The 24,062-nt window shown below is 73.4% G+C and carries 20 protein-coding genes and 3 pseudogenes; 6 read left to right on the top strand and 17 right to left on the bottom strand.

Annotated elements, in window-relative coordinates; translation table 11 throughout:
* Positions 1-113 precede the first annotated feature (113 nt).
* Together D9753_RS32610 and D9753_RS32605 are read left to right on the top strand one after the other, a co-directional pair.
* Positions 114-1,304 (top strand): serine hydrolase domain-containing protein, encoded by a 1,191-nt coding sequence (locus D9753_RS32610; RefSeq protein WP_121790261.1) that lies wholly within the window; start codon positions 114-116, stop codon positions 1,302-1,304.
* A 153-nt stretch (positions 1,305-1,457) separates the two neighbouring features.
* Complete coding sequence (locus D9753_RS32605; protein ID WP_121790260.1) at positions 1,458-2,201, top strand: GntR family transcriptional regulator; 744 nt, start codon at positions 1,458-1,460, stop codon at positions 2,199-2,201.
* Here the strand turns inward: D9753_RS32605 and D9753_RS32600 are convergent.
* From D9753_RS32600 to D9753_RS32590, 3 genes are all read right to left on the bottom strand, one after another.
* Positions 2,171-2,944 carry a class I SAM-dependent methyltransferase gene (locus D9753_RS32600; protein WP_121790259.1) on the bottom strand — a complete coding sequence of 258 codons (774 nt, stop codon included), beginning with the start codon at positions 2,942-2,944 and terminating at the stop codon, positions 2,171-2,173. The two genes, D9753_RS32605 and D9753_RS32600, sit on opposite strands and share 31 nt — an antisense overlap.
* A gap of 60 nt (positions 2,945-3,004) precedes the next feature.
* Positions 3,005-3,499, bottom strand: coding sequence for a hypothetical protein (locus D9753_RS32595; RefSeq protein ID WP_240468347.1), 495 nt, complete (start codon positions 3,497-3,499; stop codon positions 3,005-3,007).
* A 92-nt stretch (positions 3,500-3,591) separates the two neighbouring features.
* Positions 3,592-4,185 (bottom strand): PadR family transcriptional regulator, encoded by a 594-nt coding sequence (locus tag D9753_RS32590; RefSeq protein ID WP_121790257.1) that lies wholly within the window; start codon positions 4,183-4,185, stop codon positions 3,592-3,594.
* Between the two features lie 72 nt (positions 4,186-4,257).
* Between D9753_RS32590 and D9753_RS32585 the strand changes: the two genes are divergently transcribed.
* Both D9753_RS32585 and D9753_RS32580 read left to right on the top strand, forming a co-directional pair.
* Positions 4,258-4,656 carry a nuclear transport factor 2 family protein gene (locus D9753_RS32585; RefSeq protein WP_121790256.1) on the top strand — a complete coding sequence of 133 codons (399 nt, stop codon included), beginning with the start codon at positions 4,258-4,260 and terminating at the stop codon, positions 4,654-4,656.
* Between the two features lie 339 nt (positions 4,657-4,995).
* Positions 4,996-6,486 carry an alpha/beta hydrolase family protein gene (locus D9753_RS32580; protein WP_121790255.1) on the top strand — a complete coding sequence of 497 codons (1,491 nt, stop codon included), beginning with the start codon at positions 4,996-4,998 and terminating at the stop codon, positions 6,484-6,486.
* 107 nt (positions 6,487-6,593) lie between these two features.
* Here D9753_RS32580 and D9753_RS32575 read toward each other — a convergent pair whose 3' ends face one another.
* Entirely contained in the window at positions 6,594-7,475 is an 882-nt protein-coding gene (locus tag D9753_RS32575; protein WP_240468346.1) for a hypothetical protein, read from the bottom strand.
* A 105-nt stretch (positions 7,476-7,580) separates the two neighbouring features.
* Positions 7,581-8,837 (bottom strand): cytochrome P450 family protein, encoded by a 1,257-nt coding sequence (locus tag D9753_RS32570; protein WP_121790254.1) that lies wholly within the window; start codon positions 8,835-8,837, stop codon positions 7,581-7,583.
* A 427-nt stretch (positions 8,838-9,264) separates the two neighbouring features.
* On the opposite strand from D9753_RS32570, the gene rho reads away from it, so the two are divergent.
* Together rho and D9753_RS32560 are read left to right on the top strand one after the other, a co-directional pair.
* On the top strand, positions 9,265-10,413 hold the full coding sequence (rho, locus tag D9753_RS32565; protein ID WP_121790253.1) for a transcription termination factor Rho: 1,149 nt from the start codon (positions 9,265-9,267) through the stop codon (positions 10,411-10,413).
* Positions 10,414-10,516: 103 nt separating this feature from the next.
* Positions 10,517-11,686: a D-alanyl-D-alanine carboxypeptidase family protein gene (locus D9753_RS32560; protein ID WP_121790252.1), complete on the top strand. Its 1,170-nt coding sequence runs from the start codon at positions 10,517-10,519 to the stop codon at positions 11,684-11,686.
* Between the two features lie 88 nt (positions 11,687-11,774).
* On the opposite strand, the gene D9753_RS32555 is transcribed toward D9753_RS32560, so the two are convergent.
* From D9753_RS32555 to D9753_RS32500, 12 genes and pseudogenes are all read right to left on the bottom strand, one after another.
* A complete protein-coding gene (locus D9753_RS32555; RefSeq protein ID WP_394346782.1) occupies positions 11,775-12,704 on the bottom strand; it encodes a glutaminase in 930 nt (309 codons plus the stop codon).
* A 121-nt stretch (positions 12,705-12,825) separates the two neighbouring features.
* Complete coding sequence (gene aspA, locus D9753_RS32550) at positions 12,826-14,250, bottom strand: aspartate ammonia-lyase (RefSeq protein ID WP_121790251.1); 1,425 nt, start codon at positions 14,248-14,250, stop codon at positions 12,826-12,828.
* Between the two features lie 278 nt (positions 14,251-14,528).
* On the bottom strand, positions 14,529-15,545 hold the full coding sequence (locus tag D9753_RS32545; protein WP_121791411.1) for an asparaginase: 1,017 nt from the start codon (positions 15,543-15,545) through the stop codon (positions 14,529-14,531).
* Between the two features lie 242 nt (positions 15,546-15,787).
* Positions 15,788-16,519: a FadR/GntR family transcriptional regulator gene (locus tag D9753_RS32540; protein ID WP_121790250.1), complete on the bottom strand. Its 732-nt coding sequence runs from the start codon at positions 16,517-16,519 to the stop codon at positions 15,788-15,790.
* Between the two features lie 114 nt (positions 16,520-16,633).
* Positions 16,634-17,470, bottom strand: a complete 837-nt coding sequence (locus tag D9753_RS32535) for an undecaprenyl-diphosphate phosphatase (RefSeq protein WP_121790249.1) — start codon at positions 17,468-17,470, stop codon at positions 16,634-16,636.
* A gap of 76 nt (positions 17,471-17,546) precedes the next feature.
* Entirely contained in the window at positions 17,547-17,921 is a 375-nt protein-coding gene (gene crcB, locus D9753_RS32530; RefSeq protein ID WP_121790248.1) for a fluoride efflux transporter CrcB, read from the bottom strand.
* Positions 17,918-18,334 (bottom strand): DUF190 domain-containing protein, encoded by a 417-nt coding sequence (locus D9753_RS32525; RefSeq protein WP_121790247.1) that lies wholly within the window; start codon positions 18,332-18,334, stop codon positions 17,918-17,920. Before D9753_RS32525 ends, crcB (D9753_RS32530) begins: the two co-directional genes overlap by 4 nt.
* Positions 18,331-18,792, bottom strand: coding sequence for a fluoride efflux transporter CrcB (crcB, locus tag D9753_RS32520; protein WP_121790246.1), 462 nt, complete (start codon positions 18,790-18,792; stop codon positions 18,331-18,333). The genes D9753_RS32525 and crcB (D9753_RS32520) overlap by 4 nt, the downstream gene beginning before the upstream one ends.
* A 67-nt stretch (positions 18,793-18,859) precedes the next feature.
* Positions 18,860-19,817 (bottom strand): annotated as a pseudogene (locus tag D9753_RS32515) (SMP-30/gluconolactonase/LRE family protein).
* 14 nt (positions 19,818-19,831) lie between these two features.
* Positions 19,832-20,118, bottom strand: a pseudogene (locus tag D9753_RS32510) (helix-turn-helix domain-containing protein).
* Positions 20,119-20,339: 221 nt separating this feature from the next.
* Positions 20,340-21,903 (bottom strand): annotated as a pseudogene (locus D9753_RS32505) (glycosyl hydrolase 53 family protein).
* Positions 21,904-22,011: 108 nt separating this feature from the next.
* Entirely contained in the window at positions 22,012-24,033 is a 2,022-nt protein-coding gene (locus tag D9753_RS32500; protein WP_121790245.1) for a beta-galactosidase, read from the bottom strand.
* Positions 24,034-24,062 lie beyond the last annotated feature (29 nt).

The raw sequence follows: 24,062 nt of genomic DNA, 5'->3' as shown, positions 1-24,062 counted from the left end.
CGGGCGGTCGGGCGGCCGTACGGGCCCTTCCCCATGGTCCGACCAGTCGGTACGTTCGGAGCGCCCGGGTCGCGGTGTCGTGGCCCGGTCTTCCCGGCGACGACGGAGGCCATATGTCCGCGCAGCAGACACGGCAGTCACCCCAGCCGCACGCGATGATCCACGGGCACTGCGACCCGCGGTTCTCCGCGGTGCGGGAGGCGTTCGAGGAGAACTTCCGGGAGCGGGGCGAACTCGGAGCCGCGGTGGCGGTCACCGTCGCCGGGGAGACGGTGGTGGACCTGTGGGGCGGCTGGGCGGACGCGGCCCGCACCCGGCCCTGGGAGCGGGACACCGTGGTGAACGTGTGGTCGACCACCAAGGGCCCGGTGGCACTGTGCGCGCACATACTCGCCGACCGGGGACTCCTCGACCTCGACGCACCGGTGGCCGCGTACTGGCCGGAATTCGCCGCCGCCGGCAAGGAGAAGGTGCTCGTCCGGCATCTGCTGTCCCACCGGTCCGGGCTCTGCGGGCTGCGGGAGCCGCACACTCTGGAGGAGCTGTACGACTGGGAGCTGACCACCGCACGGCTCGCGGCCATGGCGCCCTGGTGGGAGCCGGGCACCCGGTCCGGGTACCACGCGCTGACGTACGGCTTCCTGGTCGGGGAGGTCGTACGCCGCGTCTCGGGGCTGCGGCCGGGGGCCTTTCTGGCGCGGGAGGTGACCGGGCCGCTCGGGATCGACTTCACCATCGGCCTGCCGGAGCGGGAAGCCGGCCGGGCGGCCGAGCTGGTGCGTGCGCCGATCGCGTCGAGCGGCCGGCAGATGGCCCTCTTCGGCCGACTGGCGCCGGCCGCGCTGGCCGCTCTGGCCAACCCCGTGGCCGGAGCGGCGGAGGCGAACAGCCCCGGCTGGCGGGCGGCGGAGATTCCCGCGGCCAACGGGCACGGCACCGCGCGAGCCGTCGCGGCACTGTACGGCGTCTTCGCCGGGCGCGGCACCCACGGCGGCCGGCGGATCCTGTCGCCCGAGGCGGCGGAACGCGTGCGCGAGGGACAGGGTAGCTGCCACGATCTGGTCCTCGGCGCGGGCTTCGAGGGCGAGACGGAGATCGGGCTCGGGCTGTGGCTGAGCGGACCACAGGGCTCGTACGGACCCGATGCGCGGGCTTTCGGCCATGACGGGTTCGGTGGTTCCTGCGGACTCGCCGACCCCGACGCCGGCGTGTCACTGGGTTACGTGATGAACCAGATGGGCCCGCACATAGCCAATGATCCACGGAAAGTCGCGCTGGTCGACGCCCTCTACGGCGCCCTGTGACCCGGTGCCGCGCCCCCGGGTGACCACGCAGCGTTGCGGGCGGGTTTCGGCCGAACCGGCAGACCACTCTTCCCTTGTGGTTTAGACCAATGCTAATTGTGGTCGCGCAACGAACCCGTACGGCTACGTTTTGTCACCGACAGGAGGCGCGGCATGGCCCGCACCACCCCCCACGATCCCCCGCCCAGCGACGGCCGGCCCCTGTACGGGCGGATCGCGGCGCTGCTGCTGGACGAACTGCGCGACGGCACCATCCCGCCCGGCGAACGGCTGCCGGGCGAGCGGCACCTGGCCGCCTATTTCGGGGTCAGCCGGGAGACCGTCCGGCAGGCACTGGATGTGCTGCGGCGCAACGGTGTGGTCACCACCGACCGGCGGGGCAGCCACGCCACGCTGCCCGGCCGACCGGTCGAGGTACCGCAGTCGCTCACCTTTCCGGTCGGCGCCCGGTCCGCGGACCCGTGTGCGCTGGACCGGGCCACGGTGACCTGGGAGGCTCCGCCGCCGGAGCACGCGATGGCGCTGGGGCTGGCCGCGCACCGGCCGACGCTGGTGCACCGCTACCGGTCGGTCGCACCGGACGGCCGGTCCCTGCGGACGGCCGTGACATCGTTTTCCGCGGTGGCGCTGGCCGAGGTGGCCGAGCTGGCCCGCTACCGGGACCGGGCCGACGGGGCCACGCCCGCGCAGTTGCGGCGGGCGTACGACTGGATGCGCAAGGCCGGGCTGACCCTGCACCACCGGGACGCCATCACCCAGGTCGGTGACGCCTCCTCGGTGCGGGTGACCCGGCGGGTGCACGACCAGTACGCGCGTCCGCTGGAGATCACCGACCTGGTGGTGAACGCTGAACAGGACGCACTGGTCTACGAGTTCACGTCGCCGGCCGCCGGCTGACCCGCCGCCTGCCGGGCGTCGGCCTTGCGGGCCACCACCAGTCGGGCCCGCGGGCTGCCGTCGGCTCGCCGGCCGAACCCGGGCAGCACACCCAGTTCGACCGTGAAACCGGCGCGTGTCAACTCCCTTGTCACCGTACCGAGCCGGAAGACCCGGTAGTACATGACGAACGGTGGCCGCCACAGCGCGTTGCGCACCCGCATCACCGCGTCGAAACCGGACAGCAGCCAGAAGTCGCGCCGCGTCGGGCGGGGCGGGGCCGGCACCGGGAAGACGAAGCGGCCCCCGGGGCGCAGCACGGAGTGGACCTGGGTGAAGAGCCCCGGAAGCTCCCGGGGCAGGAAGTGCCCGAAGGCCCCGAAGGAGACGACGAGATCGAAGGCCGCCGTGAAGGGCAGGGCCCGGGCGTCACCGCGTACCCAGGCGATGCCGGGGCCGCCGGCGGGGCGCGGCCGGTGCCGGGCGGCATCGAGCATGCCGGCGCTGAAGTCGACTCCGGTGACGCTGTGCCGGCACAGCCCGGCCAGCATCTCCGTGCCGGCGCCGGTGCCGCAGCACAGATCGAGTCCGTCCGCGAAGGGGCCGAGCGGCGCCAGCGCCCGCGCCGTGGCGTCCAGCACCCGGTCGGACGTCCGGAAGGGGGTGTGGTCGAACTTCGGGGCGAGCAGGTCGTAACCGTGCTCGACGGACGACAGTGCCTGAACGGCGAGTTCGCGGAGCGTGGGGCCTTCGGGACCGAACATCCCGTCAGCCTAGGCCCCGGGCCGGCGGGCGGGCGAGGCGTGCGGCGGGCGGCGCCCCCGTCAGCCGAAGGTCGAGCGGCAGAGCCCCACGACGTCCGGTGCGGCCACGCCGTCCGCCCGGCGGCACAGGTCACGCATCCGCTCCGTGGGCGGCCGGTGGGCGGGGCGGGGGGCGGGGGGCCATGCCGGGGATCGCCGCCTCGGGGGGTGGACCCGCGGGGCGGCGGGCCGCACCCGGTGGGGCACCGCGGGCGCCGCCTTGCGTACCGGCGCGGTGTCGCTCTCCGGGGCGGCGTCCTTCTCCGGGGCGACCGCCGGGGCGTGCCCTTCCCGGTGCCCGGGGCCCGTGCGCACGAGCGCGGCGGGTCCGGACGGGGGGCTGAGCGGCGCGTTCAGGGCCGAGGGTGTCGCCGCCGCGTCCGGTGCGAACGGGCGCTGGGAACGGGCGGGGTCCGGCAGGGCGCCGGGACGGACGGTGGTGCAGCCGGCGACGCTCACGAGCGCGGCGACCAGCAGCGGAAGTAGTCGGCGAGGCACATGACCACTGTGCTGCATGGGGAGCGGTATCGGTGGGCGGGACGCGCACGACCACTCCGACGAGCGAACCGCCGGGCACGGACTGGACGGCGCGGGCGGAGCGCCCGCCGTCAGCGGTCCGGCCCGGGTACGGCACCGCTCGGAGCGGTGTCGCGGCGGCGCGCCAGGACGGCGAGGACCCGCTCGCACCAGCGCAGGTTCTCCTCCTCCAGGGCGATCCCGCCCATGAGGGTGAGGTACGGCCCGACGCGCTCGGCCGTGCGCAGGAACTCCTCCTCCGTGCGCCCGTCGAGCAGCCGGTCGCGCACCCGCCGGTAGCGGCCGAGCTTGCCGCGCGCCCAGCCCATCCGCTCCTCGATCAGCGCCCGGGTGATCTCCGGGTCGCCGCCGTCCATCGCCTGGACCTTGATGAGGAGTTCGTCGCGCAGGGCGGCGGGCCGCTTGGGCATCTGCGCGGCGAAGGCGCTCAGCTCGGCCCGGCCGGCCTCGGTGAGGGTGAACATCCTCTTGTTGGGCCGGCGTTCCTGCTGCACCGTGCGGGCCCGGACCAGCCCGTCGCCGGCGAGGCGCTCCAGTTCCCGGTAGAGCTGCTGCGGGGTGGCGGGCCAGAAGTTGGCGAGCGAGACGTCGAACGTCTTCGACAGTTCGTAGCCCGAGGCCTCGCCCTCCAGGAGGGCGGCGAGAACGGCGTACCTGAGCGACATATGGACAGGCTAACAGTCATTGATTAATCTCATCCGCACTTATTCAACTAATTGACTATACGGAGGATCCGGATGCGCGCGTTCCGTGAGGCGGTCGAGGCCCGGGACATGGCCGCCGTCGAGGCGCTGCTGGCCGAGGACGTCGTCTTCACCAGCCCGGTCGTGTTCAGGCCGTACACCGGCAGGGCGATCACCGCGGCGATCCTGCGCGCGGTCGTGGAGGTGTTCGAGGACTTCCGCTACGTCCGGGAGATCGGCGACCCGGACGGTGCGGAACACGCGCTGGTCTTCCGGGCGGGGGTGGGCGGCCGGGAGCTGACCGGGTGCGACTTCCTGCACGTGAACGAGCACGGCCTGATCGACGAGTTCATGGTCATGGTCCGGCCGCTGTCGGGTGCGCAGGCCCTCGCCGAGGCCATGGGCGCGCGGTTCGGGGAGATCACCCGGGAGGCCGGGGCGCGGTCGGTGTGAGCGGCCGGTCCGCGCGCCCCGGCACGGCCGGGTCGGGGGATCGCCGGGACCAGCCCGAAAGGGGCCACGGCTGATCCCGCAGGGCGGCCGGAATACGCCGGAAGCGTGCCGTGGCCGGTGTGCTCGACGCCGACGGCGAGCGGCGGGGTCGTGCTCAGCGACGTGCCGGGCGTCACGGTAGGCCGCGGGCCCGCCAAGCACATGAGTCCACCGTCTGATGGCACCGCGCCGGGGTACGACCGCAGTCGCACAGGCGAGACGCCTGGATGCGACTCCGGTCGCACGGGGGACAGGCCTCGGATTGCGACTCAGGTTGCATGCGATGGCGACCCGGGATCGATGTGGCATCGCGTGGCCCGCCCTGAGGATGGCCGGGTGACCGAGATCATCGCGGGGCTGTACATGTCCCCTCCGGAATTGCTTGCCTTGCCAGGTGCCGTCGCGCTGGTGGTGGCGCGCTGGCTTCCCCCCGCCGCCCGCCCACGCGTCACGATCGGGGCGGCGGCGGTTCTCGCGCTGTCCGCGATCGTGCTGAGTGTGATGGGGATCCGCTGGCAGATGCTGCCGGTACTGGCAGGCGCTGCCGTCGCGTTGCCGTTCGCCCTCTCTCCCCTGCTGCGACGCCGTACCGGCCGGCCGGCGTGGCGGGCCCGATGGTGGCTGGCGTTGCCGGGGTCGGTGGCCTGCGTCGGCCTGATCGCCACGGGTCCGGTGGCCGCCTGGGCCTTTCCTGTACCCGTGTTCCCCGAGCCGTCGGGCCGTTTCGCGGTCGGCACCCGCGTGGTGCAGTGGACCGACCCACGCCGCCCCGAGAGCTTCAGCGCCGATCCGCACGACCGGCGCACGGTCGTTGTCCAGCTCTGGTATCCCGCGCGGAAGAGCCCCGCAGGCGCGCAGCGGGCCCAGTACCTCGGACGCACGGAGCACGAGGCGCGCACCGTTTCCGATGCCCTCGCCCGCGAGGTCGGCTTGCCTGGCTTCCTGGTCGACGGCGCCCCGCGTGCCCACACCCATGCGGTCTTCAACGCCCCGGTGGCCGGTGGGCGCGGACGGTTCCCGGTCGTGCTGTTCTCTCCCGGGTCGGGCGGAGTGCGTACCCAGAACACCGCCTGGGCGGAGGAACTGGCCAGCCACGGCTACGTGGTCGCCGCCCTGGACCACCCGTACGACTCCGCCGCCGTCGTCCTCGCCGACGGCCGAACGGTCCACGCCGAGATCGCCTCCACCGGAGACCGGGACAAGGACGACAAGCTGGCGGTTGGCTGGACGGCTGTTCGAGCCGCCGACCTCAGCTTCGTCCTCACCCAACTGGACCATCCAGGCCGAGGTGAGATCACCGGCCCGCTGACCGGACGCCTGGACACCGGTCGGGTCGCGGTCACCGGCCACTCCATGGGTGGTGCCGCCGCTCTGCAGGCAGCCCGGCAGGACCGCCGGTTCGACGCCGTCATCGATCTGGACGGCTCCCCCCACGGTCCCACCTCCCCCTCCCTCCACCAGCCGACGCTCGCGCTCACCCAGGCCATCACCCCCGGAACCGACCCGCGTTACATACCCCGCCTCACCAAGGCCCTCAAGCGCAGCACCGTGACGAGCTACCGGCTCACCATCCCCGGCGCCGCACACCTCACCTTCATGGACGGCCCCCTGTACCTGCCGCCTGTGCCCTCGATAGTCGGCTCCCTGGGCCGCACCGAGAGCCCGCGCGTCGTCGCCGCGACCACTCTCGCCTTCCTGGACACCACCCTGCGGCACAAATCCGGTGACCTGGCGGGCGTTCTGTCGGCCTACGGCGACCTCAGCGTCCACCACCCGGACAACAGCCGCTGATCGGCTGTGCCGCGGCAGCCGACGGCACGGCCGTTCCCCTCCCCAGCCGGAGTGCGGTCCGCGGTGCCGCCCCCGCCGCGGACGGCAGTTCAGGGACGGCTCACCGTTCAGTCCCTGAGCTGCCGCAGCGTCGCCTTGGCGTCGGTCTTCAGCCAGTCGGTGATGTCGGCGAGCGCGGGCGGGTTCTTGTCCTGGGAGTACGAGGTGAGGTAGAGGCTGTAGGTCATGATGTACGTCACCCAGCCGTCGCGGACGGCGAGCGTGGCGTAACGGGAACCGCCGGAGGAGCCGCTCACGGTGTCCTGGCTGACCAGGTAGGCCTCGTCACCGATGCCCTCGACCGGGTCGACGTCGTAACCGGAGTGGCTCTCCCCGTAGTTCTTCCAGTTGGCCGTGAACTCGGGTCCGGGGTCGGTCTTCTTGTGCAGGTCGAGCTGGAGCGTCAGGTAGGCGTCCGCGTACGACGATCCGGACTTCTTCAGTCCCAGGCTGCAATAGCCCTCGTCCAGCGCCTTGTCCTTGAGGGAGATGCGGGTCGGCGCGGAGTCCTCCTGGGTGTACTCGCCCTTGAAGGAGGAGTAGTCGGCGCCGGAACACAGGTTGGAGGGCGCCGAGTAGCCGCGCAGATCCGCGCCGTCGCCCCGGCCGCCGACCAGGAAGACACCGGCCGCCCATGCTGCGGAGGCCACGACGGCGCCGACGGCGGCCCACAGCACCGCGCGGCCGGCCCTGCCGCCACCGGACGGGGGAACGGGCGGTACGGGACGGAACGGCGGCGTCTGGGCGTAGGGGTTGCCCACCTGCGGCTGTCCGGGACCGGGCCGGCCGACCAGCGTGGGCTGTGCGTAGAAGGCACCGGCCGGGGGTGACTGCGGGTTGGGGTAGGGATAGGCCGTCGACTGCGGCGGGACGGCCGGTTGCGGGGCGGCCTGCTGGGGCTGTGGCGCGGGCTGGTCGGCCGGCTGCGGGGACTGCGGTGGCGTGGACATGCCGTGAAGGTAGTGCACGGTCGGCGGTCGAGTCCCCTGACGTCCGGGATTGTTATGGTCCAGGGACATCTGTTACGGATTCCGGTCCGACGGGCGGTACGCGGCTCAGGTCCCCGGTGGCGCGAGGCGCACCGGCAGGCTCCGCACGCTGTTGCCGACGAAGCCCGCGTGCGGTGCCAGGTCGTCGTCCGGTACGGCGAGACGCAGCGCCGGGAACCGGGTGAACAGCCGCTCCAGGGCGACCGTGGCCTCGAGCCGGGCCAGCGGCGCGCCCAGGCAGTAGTGGGCGCCGTGACCGAGGGAGAGATGCCGGGCGGCACCGGGCCGGGCGGCCCGGGTGAGGTCGAAGCGGTCCGCGTCCGGGCCGTGCGCCGCCGGGTCGCGGCCGGCGGCCGAGTATCCGGCGAGCACGGGCGTGCCGGCGGGGACGACCGTGCCGGCGACGGTCAGGTCCCGCACCGGGTAGCGGAACGGGAAGTAGCTGACCGGCGCGTCCCAGCGCAGTGTCTCCTCCACGACGTCCGCCCAGCTCGCCTCGCCCGCGCGGACGAGGGCGAGCTGGGCGGGGTGGGCGCACAGGGCGCGTACGGCGTTGGTGATGAGGTTGAGCGTGGTCTCGTGCCCGGCGATGATCATGAGCAGGAGGGTGCCGATCAGTTCCCGCGGGCCGAGCCGGTCGCCGTCCTCGTCCCGGGCGGCGATGAGCGCGCTGGTGAGGTCGTCGCCGGGGTGTGCGGTCCTGGCGGCGGCGATCTCCTCCAGTACGGCGAGCAGTTCACGGTTGGCGGCGACGGCCTCGGCGGGCGGGGTGTCGGTGGCGACGACCTTGCCGCCCAGGTCGTGCAGCCGGGCGCGGAACCGGACGTCCACACCGAGGAGTTCGCAGATCACACCCATCGGCAGCGGCAGGGCGAAGTGCCGTCGCAGATCAGCGACACCGTCGCCCGCGGCAGCGGCTCGCGCCAGAGCGTCGAGCAGCGAGCCGGTCAACCCCTCGATGCGCGGGCGCAGTCCGGCGACCCGTCGGGGAGTGAAGGCCCGGCTGACGAGGGACCGCAGCCGCCGGTGGTCGTCGCCGTCGGCGGTGGTCATGCCCGGGACGGTGGCGAACGTCAGCAGCGGCCACCCCGGGGCGATCCGGCCCTCCCGCAGCGCCGTGAAGTGGCAGGCGTCCTTCGCGACTTCAGGGTGCTGGAGGAACTCCTTCAGCGCCTCGTGCCCGAGCACGGCCATGCCCTCGATCCCGCCGGGCAGCTCGACCGGGGCCACGGCGCCCTGGGCCAGCAGCCGCGCGTTGACGGCGTGCGGGCAGCCGCCGGCGGGGTCCAGGCGGTGCGGGGTGCGCGCGGGTGTGGTCTCCACCGGAGTCTCCTGACGTTCCCCTGACAAGACGGTCGATCGTAGTCATGCGGCCGTACCCTCGTCCGCGCGCCCGCCCGCGACTGTGGACAGTGAGAACCGAGCGCCGGTCGGTCCGGTGGGGTGCGGCCCGGTGGCTCCTTGACATCAGCACGGACATGGCACCCCGGCGAGTGGTACCGTGCCGTCACCACTCGTGCAGGCCCTTCGTGGGCGCCGGTGCCAGTTTCTCTCCTTCACGCTGATCCGTCCGCCGTTCCCGGATTCCCGGCTCCCGGCCCGTCAGCTTCCCAGCACATCCGGCACAGGCGTTCCGTCCCGTGTCCGAGGTGTTCCTCCCGCCGCCCGGAGGCAGCCGTACGCGCCCTCCCTCTCGCGGCCTCATCCCTCCCTCGCAGTCTCGTTTCCGTCCGCGAAAGGACGTCCCCCCATGACCACCACACTCGAACACCCTCACGAGGTCCGGCAGCACCAGGCCGCCCCGACCGTCACCGGTGTCCTGGACATCGACGCGCGCGGCAAGGGACGTCTGAGGGCCGCCAGCCTCCTCTCCTCCCCCGCCGACCCCCAGGTCGCGCCGGCTCTGATCCGCCGGCACGGACTGCGCGCGGGCGACCTGGTCGAAGGCGTCAGGGGCGCACAGGGCGCGCTGGCCGAGGTGGCGCGCGTCGACGGACGCGTTCCCGGTGACCTCCGCTCCCGGCGGCACTTCCGCGACCTCACCCCGCTCCACCCCCACCGGCGCATCCGCCTCGAACACCCCGCCTCCGGGCTGGCCGGACGCGTCACCGACCTGCTCGCGCCCGTCGGCAGGGGCCAGCGCGGCCTGATCGTGGCGCCGCCGAAGAGCGGCAAGACCGTGCTGCTCCAGCAGTTGGCCGCCGCCGTGGCGGGCAACCACCCCGGGTGCCGGCTGATGGTCGTCCTGCTGGACGAGCGGCCCGAGGAGGTCACGGAGATGCGCCGCTCGGTGCGCGGCGAGGTGTACGCCTCCACGTTCGACCGCTCGCCCCGGGAGCACATCGCCCTCGCCGACCTGGTCGTGGAGCGGGCCGAACGCCTGGTGGAGGCCGGTGAGGACGTCGTCGTCCTGCTGGACTCGCTGACCCGGTTGTGCCGGGCCCACAACAACGCCTCCGCCGCGGGCGGCCGCACCCTGAGCGGCGGTGTCGACGCGGGCGCGCTGCTCGGCCCCAAGCGGTTCTTCGGCGCCGCCCGGCAGGCCGAGGAGGGCGGTTCGCTGACCATCCTCGCCACCGTGCTGGTGGATACCGGCTCCCGAGCCGACGGCTACTTCTTCGAGGAGCTGAAGGGCACGGGCAACATGGAACTCCGTCTCGACCGGGAGCCCGCCGCCCGCCGGGTCTTCCCCGCCGTGGACATCGGCGCCACCGGCACCCGTCGCGAGGAACTTCTCCTGACTCCGGCCGAGTTGACGGCTGTCACCGGCCTGCGCCGCGCCCTGCGCTCCCGGGAGTCCGGGCCCGCCGCTCTGGAGACCCTCCTGGCACGGCTGCGCGCCACCCCCGACAACGCCGCGTTCCTGCGGCAGGTCCGGCCCACCCTGCCGGCCGGCTGACACCGGCCCGCAGGACGGCCGGGTGCGGCATCCGGGTTGCTCCGTTGGGCCGAACGGCCCGGGCGGCGCGGCACACAGGGACCGTTCTTCGTACGTTGATCGTATGATCACCGGACTTGCTTATCGGGCAACTGTGTCGGCCTGCTCCCTGTGCGTGACGGGCCTGCTGGTGCTCACGCCGCCCGCTGCCGCCGGCGCCCGGACCGGGGAGCCCGCACCGCCCGCCCCCCGGGCGGCGACGCCCGGGCCCGCCCTGCTCTACCGCTCCGGCACCCAGGTACGGGCGCGCCCGGGCGCGCCCGGGGTGCCGGACGTCTCCGCGCTGTCCTGGCTGGTCGCCGACGCGGGCAGCGGGGAGGTGCTGGCCGCGGGCGACGCCCACCGCAAGCTGCCGCCCGCGAGCACCCTCAAGACCCTGTTCGCGCTCACCGTGCTGCCGACGCTGCCCGGCGACATGCGGCACACCGTGCGGTACGAGGAGCTGGAGGACGTCGCCGAGGGCAGCAGCCTGGTCGGCGTCGAGGAGGGGCACACCTACGAGGTGGCCGACCTGTGGCGCGGTGTCTTCCTCAGCTCGGGCAACGACGCCGTGCACGTCCTGGCGTCGCTGAACGGCGGCTGGGACGCCACGGCCGCGCGGATGCAGGCGAAGGCCCGCGACCTCGGCGCGCTGGACACCCACGTCGTCTCCCCGGACGGCTACGACACCCCCGGTCAGGTGTCCTCCGCCTACGACCTGGCGGTGTTCGGCCGGGCGGGACTGGCCGACCCCGCCTTCGCCCGGTACTGCGCCACTCCCGAGGCCCGCTTCCCCGGTGACGGGTCGCCGTACGAGATCGAGAACACCAACCGGCTGCTGACCGGCGAGGACGGCGTGGCGCCCTACCCGGGGCTCGTCGGCATCAAGAACGGCTACACCAGCAACGCGGGCAACACCCTCGTGGCCGCGGCCCGCCGGGGCGGGCGCACCCTGGTGGCGACCGTGATGAACCCGCAGTCCGGCGGCGGGTTCGCCGTGTACGAGGAAGCGCGTGCCCTGCTCGACTGGGGCTTCGCCGCGGCCGGGCAGGTGGATCCGGTCGGGTCGCTGGACGGGCTGCGCGCCGCACCCCGTACGGCGTCGTCCGCCAGGCCGGTTGCGGCGGCCACCGCGCCGGCTCCGGACGACGGCTCGGGCTGGTCCGGCACGGCCGTGGTCGCCGGGCTGGGGCTCGGCGCGGGAGCCGTGGCGCTGACGCTGCGCGCCAAGGGCGGCCGGACGTCCCGCGGCTGACCCGGCCGGCAGTCCGGGCGGCGCTTCCCGGAAGGAGGACGCGGAAGGCCCCCTGCTCCTCTCGGAAAGGCGCGCCCGGTACGAGCGCTCAGAACACCGACAGGCCGGTGAGCGTCGTGAACCGGTCCAGCGCCGCCACGCCGGCCACCGAGTTGCCGCGCTCGTCCAGGCCCGGGCTCCACACGCACAGCGTGCACCGGCCCGGTACGACCGCGATGATCCCGCCGCCGACCCCGCTCTTGCCGGGCAGGCCCACGCGGTAGGCGAAGTCACCGGCCGCGTCGTACGTGCCGCAGGTCAGCATGACCGCGTTGACCTGCTTGGCCTGGCTGCGACTGAGCAGCCGGCTGCCGTCGGCGCGGATGCCGTGCCGGGCGAGGAAGCCGGTGGCGAGGGCCAGGTCGGCGCAGGACGCGGCCACGGAGCACTGCCGGAAGTACTGGTCGAGCAGGACCGGCACGTCGTTGTCGATGTTGCCGTAGGACGCCATGAAGTGGGCGAGGGCGGCGTTCCGGTCGCCGTTGGCGGTCTCCGACGCGGCGACCTCCAGGTCGAAGTCGAGGGCGTCGTTGCCGCTCTCGGCGCGAAGGAAGGCCAGCAGCTCCCCGGCCGCGTCTCCGGTACGGGTCTGGAGGCGGTCGGTGACGACGAGGGCGCCCGCGTTGATGAAGGGGTTCCGCGGGATGCCGCTCTCGTACTCCAGCTGGACCAGCGAGTTGAACGGGTTGCCGGAGGGTTCGCGGCCCACGTGCTCCCACAGTTCGTCGCCCTCGCGGGCCAGGTCCAGGGCCAGCGTGAAGACCTTGGTGATCGACTGCGTGGAGAACGGCTGCCGCCACTCCCCCACCCCGTACACCGTGCCGTCCGGCTCGGCGACGGCCATGCCGAAACGGCGGGGGTCGCGGGCGGCGAGCGCCGGGATGTAGTCGGCTGACCGGCCGCGGCCGGGGGTGCGGTCGATCTCCGCCATGATGTGGTCGAGGACCGGTCGGAACTGCGAGGACATGATCGTCATCATGCCGCACCGCTGACGCGGGGGCGCCCGGGGCGCCGGCCGCCCCCCGCGGACTTCCGCATGCCCCCACGAAGCCGGCCTTCGCAGGACCGGGCGCGGGTACGGCGCGCGGGGTGCCGCCGCGTCAGAGCGCCGGTGCCGTTCCGGTGCCCGCCAGCACCTCCGGCCGCAGCAGGTCCGTGAGCCGTTCTGCGGGCAGCAGGCCCTTCTCCAGGACCAGTTCGGCCACGCCCCGGCCCGTCGCCAGGGCCTCCTTGGCGATCTCGGTCGCGGCCGTGTACCCGATGTGCGGGTTGAGCGCGGTGACCAGGCCGATGGAGTTCTCGACGGTCGCGCGCAACCGCTCGGTGTTGGCGGTGATGCCGGACACACAGCGCTCGGCGAGTGTGAGGCAGGCGTTCCGCAGGTGTGTGACGGACTCCGACAGGGAGTGCAGGATGACCGGCTCGAAGGCGTTGAGCTGGAGCTGCCCGGCCTCGGCGGCCATCGTGATGGCGACGTCGTTGCCGATCACCTCGAAGGCGACCTGGTTGACCACCTCGGGGATGACCGGGTTGACCTTCCCCGGCATGATCGACGAACCGGCCTGCACCGGCGGCAGGTTGATCTCGCCCAGGCCGGCGCGCGGACCGGAGGACAGCAGCCGCAGGTCGTTGCAGCTCTTGGAGAGCTTGACCGCGACGCGCTTGAGGACGCCGGACATCTGGACGAAGGCGCCGCAGTCCTGGGTGGCCTCGACCAGGTTGGCCGCGGTGACCAGCGGCAGCCCGGTCAGGGCGGACAGATGGCGGCGGGCGGCCTCGGCGTAGCCGGCGGGCGCGTTGAGGCCGGTGCCGATGGCCGTGGCGCCGAGGTTGATCTCATGGATCAGTTCGACGGCCTCGGCGAGACGGCTGCGGTCCTCCTCGATCATGACGGCGAACGCGGAGAACTCCTGGCCGAGCGTCATCGGCACCGCGTCCTGCAACTGTGTACGGCCCATCTTGAGCACGTCACGGAACTCGACGGCCTTACGGGCGAAAGCGTCCTGCAGTACGGACATCGCCCTGAGCAGTCCATGTACCGCGAACACCGTCGCTATCTTGACGGCGGTCGGATAGACGTCGTTGGTGGACTGGCCGAGGTTGACGTCCTCGTTGGGATGCAGGTGGGTGTACTGCCCCTTGGCGTGGCCCAGCAGTTCCAGCGCGCGGTTCGCCACGACCTCGTTGGCGTTCATGTTGGTGGACGTGCCGGCACCGCCCTGGATGACGTCCACGACGAACTGGTCGTGCAGCCGGCCGGCACGGATCTCCCGGCAGGCGGCGACGATCGCGGCGGCCTTCTCCGGTGCCAGCAGACCGAGTTCCTCGTTGGCGAGGGCGGCGGCCTCCTTGACGGCCGCGAGGGCGTCGATCAGGTGCGGGTAGGCGGAGATCGGGGTGCCGGTGATGGGGAAGTTCTCCGTGGCGCGCAGGGTGTGGATGCCCCAGTACGCGTCGGCGGGGACGTCGCGGTCGCCGAGCAGGTCGTGTTCGCTGCGGGTGGGTGCGGTCGTGGGAACGGTCATGAGGAGACGGTCCTCTTTCTGGGGTGCGGAGGTGGCGGAGGTGAGGGCGTCCCGCGAAGGGGCGCGGGGGCCCGCGCGCCGGGCGCGGGCCGTCCGGGGTCACGGAAACGGCCCGCGCGTGCGGTACCGGGGCGGCCCGGCCCGGGTGCCGGGGCAGCTTGGACCGCGGGCCGAGGCGGCTCTGCCCGCGTGCCGAGGCGGCCCGAACCGCGTGCCGGGCGGTCGGGCCCGCACGCGGGCTCCGACCCGCGTCCGTTGCGTGATCCGAGCGGCGGTCTCTAGACGCCGGCCACCGGGTGAACGGGGGCCAGGGCGTCCACCGGCCGCACGCAGCCGACCGGCTTGCCTCCCCCGAGCAGCGGCTCCCCCGCGAATTCGGTGAGCGCGGCCGGGTCTATGCCGGCCCGGGCCAGGGCCGCCGCGGCGACCGGGACACGGGCCCGGTTCGCCCCGTCGGCGATCTTGACGGCGACGGCGCGGCCGTCGGGCAGCGCGGCCACCTGCACGCCCTCGAAGCCGTCCTTGGCGAGCAGCCCGGGCACGGCCCGCATGAGCGCGGCGACGTCCCGGCCGGAGCCGGAGGCCATCTCGGCGTGTTCGCGCATCGCGTCGGCGACGCGCGCCTCGGGCGTGCCGGGTGCCGCGGAGGTGATCCGGGCGACGGCGCGGGCGAGGCCGTGCAGGGAGACGGCGAACAGCGGGGCGCCGCAGCCGTCCACGGTGACCCGGGCGACGCGCTGGCCGGTCAGTTCCTCGACGGTCTCGGCGACGGCCCGCTGGAGCGGGTGCGCCGGGTCGAGGTAGTCGTCCAGGGACCAGCCGTTGAGCCGGGCGGTCCACAGCATGGCGGCGTGCTTGCCGGAGCAGTTCTGGGCGAGGCGGGAGGGCGCCCGGCCCTCACGGACCCAGGTGTCGCGGACGGCCGGGTCGAACGGCATGTCGGGCACGTTGCGCAGGTCGTCCTCGCCGAGGCCGGCGAGTTCGAGGATGCGCCGGGTGCCGGCGAGGTGGCGCTCCTCGCCGGAGTGGCTCGCGGCGGCCAGCGACAGCAGCTCTCCGTCGAGCGGCAGCCCGGCCCGCACCATGGCCACGGCCTGGACGGGCTTGAGCGCGGAGCGCGGGTAGAAGGCCGCCTCGATGTCACCGAGCCGGAACCGTGTCCGGCCGTCGGCTTCGAGGACGACGACGGAGCCGTGGTGGACGCCCTCGACGATCCCGCCGCGGACGAGGTGGGCGACGGGAGCGTGGAGGGGTTCGCGGACGACGGGCGCGCCGGCGGGAGAACTGTCGTACATCACTGCCTGCATCATGGGGTCGGGGTCGGCCGGTACGCGGGTCACGCGTCGGCGCCGGTGGAGGTGTGGGTGGTGCGGGACATGCGGTCGCGGATGCCGCGGCGGACCGGGCACGGTGGTGCGTACGGCGCCGTCGTCGGCGTACCGGAGGACCGGGACGCGGGCGGATGTCGCCCGCCGCACGGCGCCGGTCCGGGGGGAGTCCGGCAGCCGGTACGACGGCCGGACCGGTTCGCCGTCGCTCACGTCCGGGTTCCGCCCTGGGTGGCGGGATCCGTCCGCTGGCGACGCAGGATGTCGGTGAGGGTGGTCTCGACGCGGTCCAGGTGGTGGCTCATGGCCTCCACCGCGTCGTGTTCGCTGCCGTCGGCCAGCGCCTCGAGGATCGCCCGGTGCTCGCGGTCGGACTGCTCACGGCGGCCGCCCAGCTCGTTGAGGAAGGCCGACTGACGCGCCAGCGCGTCGCGGATCTCCTCGATCACCCGGCGGAACACCGGGTTCTGGGCGGCCTCGGCCACGGCGAGATGGAAGACGGTGTCCATGGCGACCCAGGCGGTGGTGTCGGTCTCCCGCTCCATGCGGTCGAGCAGGTGGGCCAGGTGGTCCAGGTTCTCCGGGGTGCGGCGCAGAGCCGCGTAGCCGGCGACCGGGATCTCGATGTGGCGGCGCACTTCGAGCAGGTCGCTGGCCGCGTAGTCGCCGAAGGTGGGGTCCTCCACCGCGTCGGCGACGACGAAGGTGCCCTTGCCGGTCCGGGAGACGGTGAGCCCCATCGTCTGGAGCGCGCGCAGCGCCTCGCGCAGCACGGGCCGGGACACCTCGAGGGTGCGGCACAGCTCGGCCTCGGAGGGGAGCTTGTCGCCGATGGCGTAGGCGCCGCGTTCGATGGCGTCGCGGAGGTGGGCGAGGACCGCCTCCATGGCGCTCACGCGCCGGGGTCCACGTCCACCTGTCTGGCTGTCTGACAGGTTCACAGGACCGATCCTGCGCGGTACGGGCCGGGGCTGTCAAGGCGGGGCAGGAGAGCACGCGCGGGGTGCGGCGCCCGGACACGGGCGCCGCACCCCGTCGGTGACGTGCGTCGTCGTTCAGCTACTGAGCGTGCCGGTGCCGAGCAGGCCGAGCAGGAGGACGCCGACGACGATCCGGTAGATCACGAAGGCGTTGAAGGAGTGCTTGGCGACGAACTTCAGCAGCCAGGCGATGGAGGCGTAGGCGACCACGAACGACACGACGGTGCCGACGGCCAGCGGGGCCGCGCCCACGCCCGCGCCGAGGGCGTCCTTCAGCTCGTACAGCCCCGCGCCGGTCAGGGCGGGGATGCCGAGGAAGAAGGAGAGCCGGGTGGCGGCGACGCGGTCCAGGTCCAGGATGAGCGCGGTGGACATGGTGGCGCCGGAGCGGGAGAAGCCGGGGAAGAGCAGGGCGAGGATCTGGGAGCAGCCGACCCACATGGCGTCCTTGAAGGACGTGTCGTCCTCGCCGCGCTTGTGCCGGCCCATCTGGTCGGCGGCCCACATCACACCCGAGCCGGCGATCAGCGAGCCGGCGACCACCCACAGCGAGGCGAGCGGGCCGTCGATCAGCGGCTTCGCGGCCAGGCCCACCACGACGATCGGGACGGTGGCGGCGATGACCCACCAGGCGAACTTGTAGTCGTGGTGGTAGCGCTCCTCACGGTTGGTGAGGCCGCGGACCCAGGCGGTGACGATGCGCCGGATGTCCTTGAAGAAGTACACGAGCACGGCGGCGATGGCGCCGACCTGGATGACGGCGGAGAACCCGACCACGGACTTGTCGTCGACGGGGATGTCCATGAGCCCCTCGGCGATCTTGAGGTGGCCGGTGGAGGACACCGGGAGGAACTCGGTCACCCCCTCGACTACCCCGAGGAGGACGGCCTGACCGACGGAGATGGCGCTCATGGATTCCAGTTCTGAGGAGAGTTAGGTCGACAGTGCAGTAGACAGTACTGAGTCCGCCCGGCCGGGCGACAGGCGCCTAGGCCCACAGGGCGTCGGCCAGTGAGACCCCGGTAAGGGCCGCCGCGAGGCCCGCCGTCACACTCGCGACGACGTTCAGGGCGGCGTAGAGGCCGGAGCCGGCCTCGGTCAGCCGCAGGGTCTCGTAGGAGAACGTCGAGTACGTCGTCAGCGCACCGCACAGGCCCGTGCCGACCAGGAGCTGTACCGGGTGTCCGGCGGCCCCGGCGGAGACGGCTCCCGTGAGCAGCCCGAGGACCAGGCAGCCGGTCACGTTCACCACGAAGGTGCCCCACGGGAACGGCGAGTCGTGCCGGGCCTGCACGGCGCGGTCGGTGAGATAGCGCAGGGGGGCACCGACCGCGGCCCCCGCGGCGACCAGCAGCCAGTTCACAACGGCTTCTTACCCTCCGGGTCGGGGCGCGCCGTGCCCGGTCCGGGCGGGACTTCGGCGGCCGGGTCTCCCCCGGCCGGGCCGGATGTTGTCCGGGGGCGGACGACCTCGCACTCCTCCAGGGTCACCAGGCCCTCGCCGCTCAGCTTGTCGAGCCGGGGCAGGAAGGCCCGGACGCGCTCCTCGGTGTCCACGACGACCACCGCGACCGGCAGGTCCTCGCTCAGGGACAGCAGACGGGAGGTGTGGATGCGGGAGGAGGCGGCGAAACCCTCGACGCCCCGGAAGACGCCGGCGAGACCGGCGGCGTGCGCGCGGTGCACGATCTGGGAGTGGACGGGCCTGTGGTGCCAGGTGTCGTTCTCACCGGTGTGGACGGTCGGCCGGAGGGCGCGGTGGGTGGGTGATGTCATCGCTGCCTCCCGGTCAGCACACGGCGGGCGGCGGCCGAGGCCAGCCGGACCGCCGCGAGGGCCGCGCACAGGGTCGCGAGGAGGTACGCGGCCCCGAGGCCGGGGCGGCCGGCGTCGACCAGTCTGCGGATGTCCACCGCGTAGGTGGAGAAGGTGGTGAAGCCGCCGAGGACGCCGGTGCCGAAGAACGGCCGCAGCAGGCGGTGGGCGGACCACACGTCGGTGATGAGCATCATGAACACACCCATGACGGCGCAGCCGGAGACGTTGGTCCAGAAGGTCGCCCAGGGGAAGCCGCCCGGGGGTGTGGGCCAGGCGAGGGCGAGGGCATAGCGGGCCAGCGCGCCGAGCGCGCCGCCGGCCGCGACGACCGCGACGACGGGCCCCTGGGTACGCCACCCGGACCGCCGGCGTGCCGCGGAACGGACGCCTCGGGTCTCGGTGCCCGGCGCTGTCATGCTGGTGCCTCTCCTGTCCGGCCCGGTGCCCAGGGGCGGTCACGGCCCGGACCAGCGTACCGTCGGCTCAGCGGGCGGCGGGCCGGGCACAGACCGCCACACCGGGCTCCAGGAGACTGCCGAGCACCATGGGGTCACCGGTCGCGCACACGCTGGTGCCCATGCGGAAGCCGGAGCGGCGGCGGGTGAGGTGGTGGCGGTCCGGCCCCGGTCGTCGACGGCGACGACCCCGACGGTCCCGCTCGGCCGGTACGGCGCGGGGACGGCGGCCCGGGCGGCGCCGCGGCGCACGGCCCGCGGAGTGCGGTGCAGCAGGTCCAGCGGGGGCACGCGGGGGCCGGCCGGGGCGACCCGGACGGGCCCGTCCGGGCCTTCGCGCCAGAGGTTGTCCGGCATGCCGGGGAGGTCGGCGAAGCGGTCGGCGTGTCCGGCGCGGGGGCCGGTGAGCCGGTAGCGGGTGAGGCGGCAGGAGCCGGTCTCGGTGATCACCAGGAAGGAGCCGTCGGCGCTCGGGGCCAGTCCGTTGGCGAACCGCAGGCCGCCCAGCAGGACCTCGGGTTCGCCGCCGCCGGGGGCGAGTCGCAGCGGGCGCCCGGTGCCGCTGTGTTCGACGATGTCGCCGATCCACCGGTGCAGGGGGTGGCGGCGGCTGGAGACGGTGAAGTACACGGTGCCGTCGGGCAGGGTGACGGCGTTGCCGCAGAAGCGGAGCCGCTCCCCCGCCACCGAGTCGGCCAGCACACGGACGGTGCCGTCGTCCGTGCCGACGCGCAGCGGTCCGCGTTCCGCGTCGCACACCAGCAGGTCGCCGTCCGGCAGGAGTTCAGGCCCAGGGGACGGCCGCCGGTCCGGGCCAGCACCTCCGTGCGGGCCGCGCGCGGGCCGCCGGGGTGGTGGACGCGCAGGACGCGCCCGTCCGCCACCCCGGTCAGCACGCGTCCGTGCGGGTCGGCCACGACGTCCTCCGGCCCGCGGGCGCCCGGACGGATGTGGTGCAGCGGGACGAGGGCCGTGGGTCGGTCCATGTGCGGTCCCTTCATCACCAGCCCTTCTCGAACATCCGGGCCACCTCGGCGATGCGGATCTCGTCGCGCCGGTAGTAGGTGCGGCAGCAGACCCGGCGGGTGCGCAGGACGCCGAGGCGGGTGAGGAGGTCCAGGTGGGCGGTGGCGGTCCGGCGCGGCACGCCCAGCTTGGCGGCGACGGCCCGCGCGGTGACACCGGTGCCGCGGCGGCGGCGCGGCGGGAGGCGGGGAAGTGGGCCGCCGGGTCCTTGAGCCACTCCAGGATGGTCTGCCGCATCCGGCCCGAGGGAGTCCCCGTCACCGCCCGCCTCCGCTCCCCGGCCTCCGCCACGCAGTGTTCCCACTGTGACCCGGGGCGACTCCGGCGCGCCCGGGACTCGGCGCCCGTTGTCCGGTACCGGACGGCGGTGTGACCGGGAGCCGGACACACGACCCCGGCGGGACGGCACGGGCCCGGCGGGGGCGGCGGCGGGGACGGCGCGGGCCCGGTCGCCGCGTGCGGCCGGGCCCGCCCCGAACGGCTCAGCGGTGGCTGAACCACGACAGGGAGGGAAGCGCCCGGTCGTCGTAGCCGAACAGGGCCTGGTTCTCCCAGCCGTTGCCGGAGCCGGCGTCGGCCGGGTCCCAGCCGTTGCCGGTGACGGCGGTCCAGGTCGCCTCCCAGTAGAAGACGCCGAGACCCCGGCCGTTCGGCACGGCCTCCACGATGCTCGCCACGTCGTTCATCCACCCTGGCCTGGCCGGCCGTGGTCGCGGGATAGCCGGGGACCAGCTCCGCGGTGGTGTCGATCTGGTTGGTGAGCGGGTCGTCGCTGTCGAGGCGGAAGGGGTAGGCCGTCTCGGCGACGAAGACGGGCTTGCCGTAGCGGGCGGCCGCGTCGTCCAGGGTGGTCTGGAAGTCGGCGAGCGGGCCGTGCCAGTACCCGTAGTACGACAGGCCGATCGCGTCGAACCTCACTCCGGCGGCGAGTGCGTTGTCGAACCACCACTCGGTACCGGCCTTGTCCCCGCCCTTGGCCAGGTGCAGCGCGACGAGGGTGGAGGAGTTGACCGCCTTGACGGCGTCGTAGCCCGAGTTGATCAGTCCGGCGAGCTGGCTCCAGTTGTCCGTGGATCCCTCGGACCACAGCATGCCGCCGTTGATCTCGTTGCCCACCTGGACCATGTCGGCGGTGGTGCCCTGCGCCTTCAGGGCGCTCAGCACGTCGTACGTGTGGTTGTACACGTCCGTCTTCAGGCGGCTGTAGCTGTGGCCCGCCCATGCGGCCGGCTCGGTCTGGGCGCCGGGGTCGGCCCAGGTGTCCGAGTAGTGGAAGTCGACCAGGAGCTTCATGCCCTGCGCCTTGACGCGTTTGGCCATGGCCAGGACGTGGGCCTTGTCGTTGTAGCCGTCGGCCGGGTTCACCCACACCTTCAGGCGGGCGTAGTTCATGCCGGACGACCTGAGGACGGCCAGGGCGTCCCCGGCGGTGCCGGAGCCGGTCCGGTAGACGCCGCCTCTGGCCTCGCTCTTGGCGAGGGAGGAGATGTCGGCTCCGTGGACGGAGGTGCCGGTGGTGCCGGGCGTGAAGGTCACATCGTCGACGTTGATCCAGTTGCCCGCGTGGGCGTCACTGTTGACGCTGATGGTGCACTGGTTGCCGGTCACCTTGACCGGCGTGACGATCCGTATCCACCCACTGGACGAGACGGGCAGATCCGTGCGCTGTTCGGGGCTGCCGCAGTTCTTCAGGGCGAGGTAGGCCGCGTTCTGCCCGCCGCTGGAGCGGACCCACGCGGTGAGCGTGTAGTTGCCGTTGGCGAGTCCGGACAGGTACTGGTAGGTCGCCACCTTGTAGGCGGACGCCGAGTAGTGGCTGAGGCGGTAACTGCCGCCGTGGCCGCCGGACTCGGTGTACGAGGCGCCGGTGTCGCCGTACTCGGACCAGCCGGCGGGCGTGGCCGCGCCCGAACCGCCGGACTCGAAACCGCCGTTGGTGAGGGTGCTCGCGGCCCGGGCGGTCTGGGCGGGCAGGGCGGTGAAGGCGAGCCCGGCCGCGAGCGGCAGCAGCAGGGCCCTGATGGTGCGTCTGGGATGGAACTTCATCGTCCGTCGTCCCTTCGACGTAACTGGGGAGGGTGTCCTCCGGTGGGGCCGGAGGAGGACCCCTCCGCCCGCGGCTCTCGTGGCACACGCGGACGGAGGGGAGCCGGCTCAGCCGTCGAGTCGTACGACCCGGACGGCTCCCGCCGGGACCGCGAGGCGGCCCGCGGCGCGTTCGCCCGTCAGCAGTTCGGTGCCGGGCGTGTCCAGCGGCACCTCGGTGTCGCCGGCGGTGTGGTTGACGGCGAAGAGGTAGGTGCCCGACGTACCGCTGCGGCGCACGACCTCCACGTCGCGGGGCAGGTCGGCGCGCGGGGCGATCCCGGCGTCACCGGCCGCCCGGGCGAGGACCGCGTCCAGGCCCTGGGCGTCGAGGCGGGTGGAGACGTACCAGGCGGTGCCCCGGCCGGTCCGGTGCCGGGTGACGGCCGGGCGGCCCGCGGTGAGCCCGTCGGCGTACGTCCACACGGTCTCCGCGCCGCGCGGCACGACGAACTCGCTCCACACGTCCCCGGTGAGCGCGGGGCCGTCCGGCGCGGTCAGGCGTACGCGTTCGTCCTTGAGCAGCGGCGAGAACTCCTCCACGGTCAGCCCGAGGACGTCGCGCAGCACGCCCGGGCAGGCGCCCTCGTGCACGGCGTCGTGCTCGTCGACGATGCCGGAGAAGTAAGACACCACGAGCGTGCCGCCGTTCTCGGCGTACCTGCGGAGGTTGTCACCGGCCGCTTGCGTCATCAGGTACAGGGCGGGCACGACGACAAGGGGATAGGCCGACAGGTCGGCTTCCGGATGGGCGAAGTCGACGGTGAGGTGGTGGTCGTAGAGGGCCTCGTAGAAGGAGTCGGCGCGCTCGCGCGGGTCGTGGTCCTCGCTGGGGCGCCAGGCGAGGTTCTGCGCCCACCAGGACTGCCAGTCCCACAGCATGGCCACGTCGGCCTCGGTGCGGGTGCCCCCAAGGGCGCTCAACGTGTCGATGGAAGCGCCGAGTTCGACCACCTCGCGCCAGACGCGGGTGTCGGTGCCGCCGTGCGGCAGCATCGCCGAGTGGAACTTCTCGGCGCCGCGCCGGGACTGGCGCCACTGGAAGAACATCGCGCCCTCGGAGCCGCGGGCGACGTGCGCGAGGGAGTTGCGGGCCATCTCGCCGGGGGCCTTGGCGGGGTTGCGGGGCTGCCAGTTGACGCCCGAGGTGGAGTGTTCCAGCAGCAGCCAGGGGGCGCCGCCGGCGACCGAGCGGGTGAGGTCGGCGGCCATGGCGAGGTTGACGTGGGTGCGGCGGCCGTCGGTGATCAGGTAGTGGTCGTTGGTGACGAGGTCGACCTCGCGGCCCCAGGCCCAGTAGTCCATGGAGTCGCACTGGCTGAGGGCGGTCATGAAGTTGGTGGTGACCGGCACGCCCGGTGAGAGGCGGTGCAGGAGGTCCCGTTCGGCGCGGAAGTTCTCCCGGACGGTGGCGTCGGCGAAGCGCCGGTAGTCGAGCGCCTGGCCCGGGTTGCCGACGGTCGGGGTGGCCCGGGGCGGGTTGATCTGCTCGAAGCCGGTGTAGCGCTGGCCCCAGAAGGCGGTCCCCCAGGCCTCGTTGACGGCGTCGACCGTGCCGTAGGTGTCCGCGAGCCAGCGGCGGAAGTGGGCGGCGCAGGAGTCGCAGTAGCAGGCCGAGACGGGGACGCCGTACTCGTTGTGGACGTGCCACATCGCCAGCGCCGGGTGGTCGCCGTAGCGCTCGGCCAGTGCGGTGGTGATGGCCGCGGCGGCGGCCCGGTAGTCGGCGTTGCTGTGGCAGATCGCGCCGCGAGAGCCGAACTCGTAGCGCACGCCCTCCGCGGTGACCGGCAGCGCCTCGGGGTGCGCCCGGTAGAACCAGACCGGAGGTACCACGGTCGGTGTGCCGAGGTCGACGCGGATGCCGTGGTCGTGGAGGAGATCGATGACCCGGTCCAGCCAGCCGAAGTCGTACTCCCCCGGCGCGGGCTCCAGCAGGGCCCAGGAGAAGATCCCGACGCTGACCATCGTGACGCCGGCCTCGCGCATCAGCCGGACGTCCTCCTGCCAGACGGATTCAGGCCACTGCTCGGGGTTGTAGTCCCCGCCGAAGGCGAGCCTGGTGAGGCCCCTGGGGCTGATGTCAGGCATGGCTGCCTCCGGAAGATCGATCATTTGGG

Origin of the sequence: Streptomyces dangxiongensis, assembly GCF_003675325.1 — a bacterium.
Lineage (GTDB): Bacteria > Actinomycetota > Actinomycetes > Streptomycetales > Streptomycetaceae > Streptomyces > Streptomyces dangxiongensis.
This window is presented reverse-complemented; position numbering and strand designations above follow the sequence as displayed.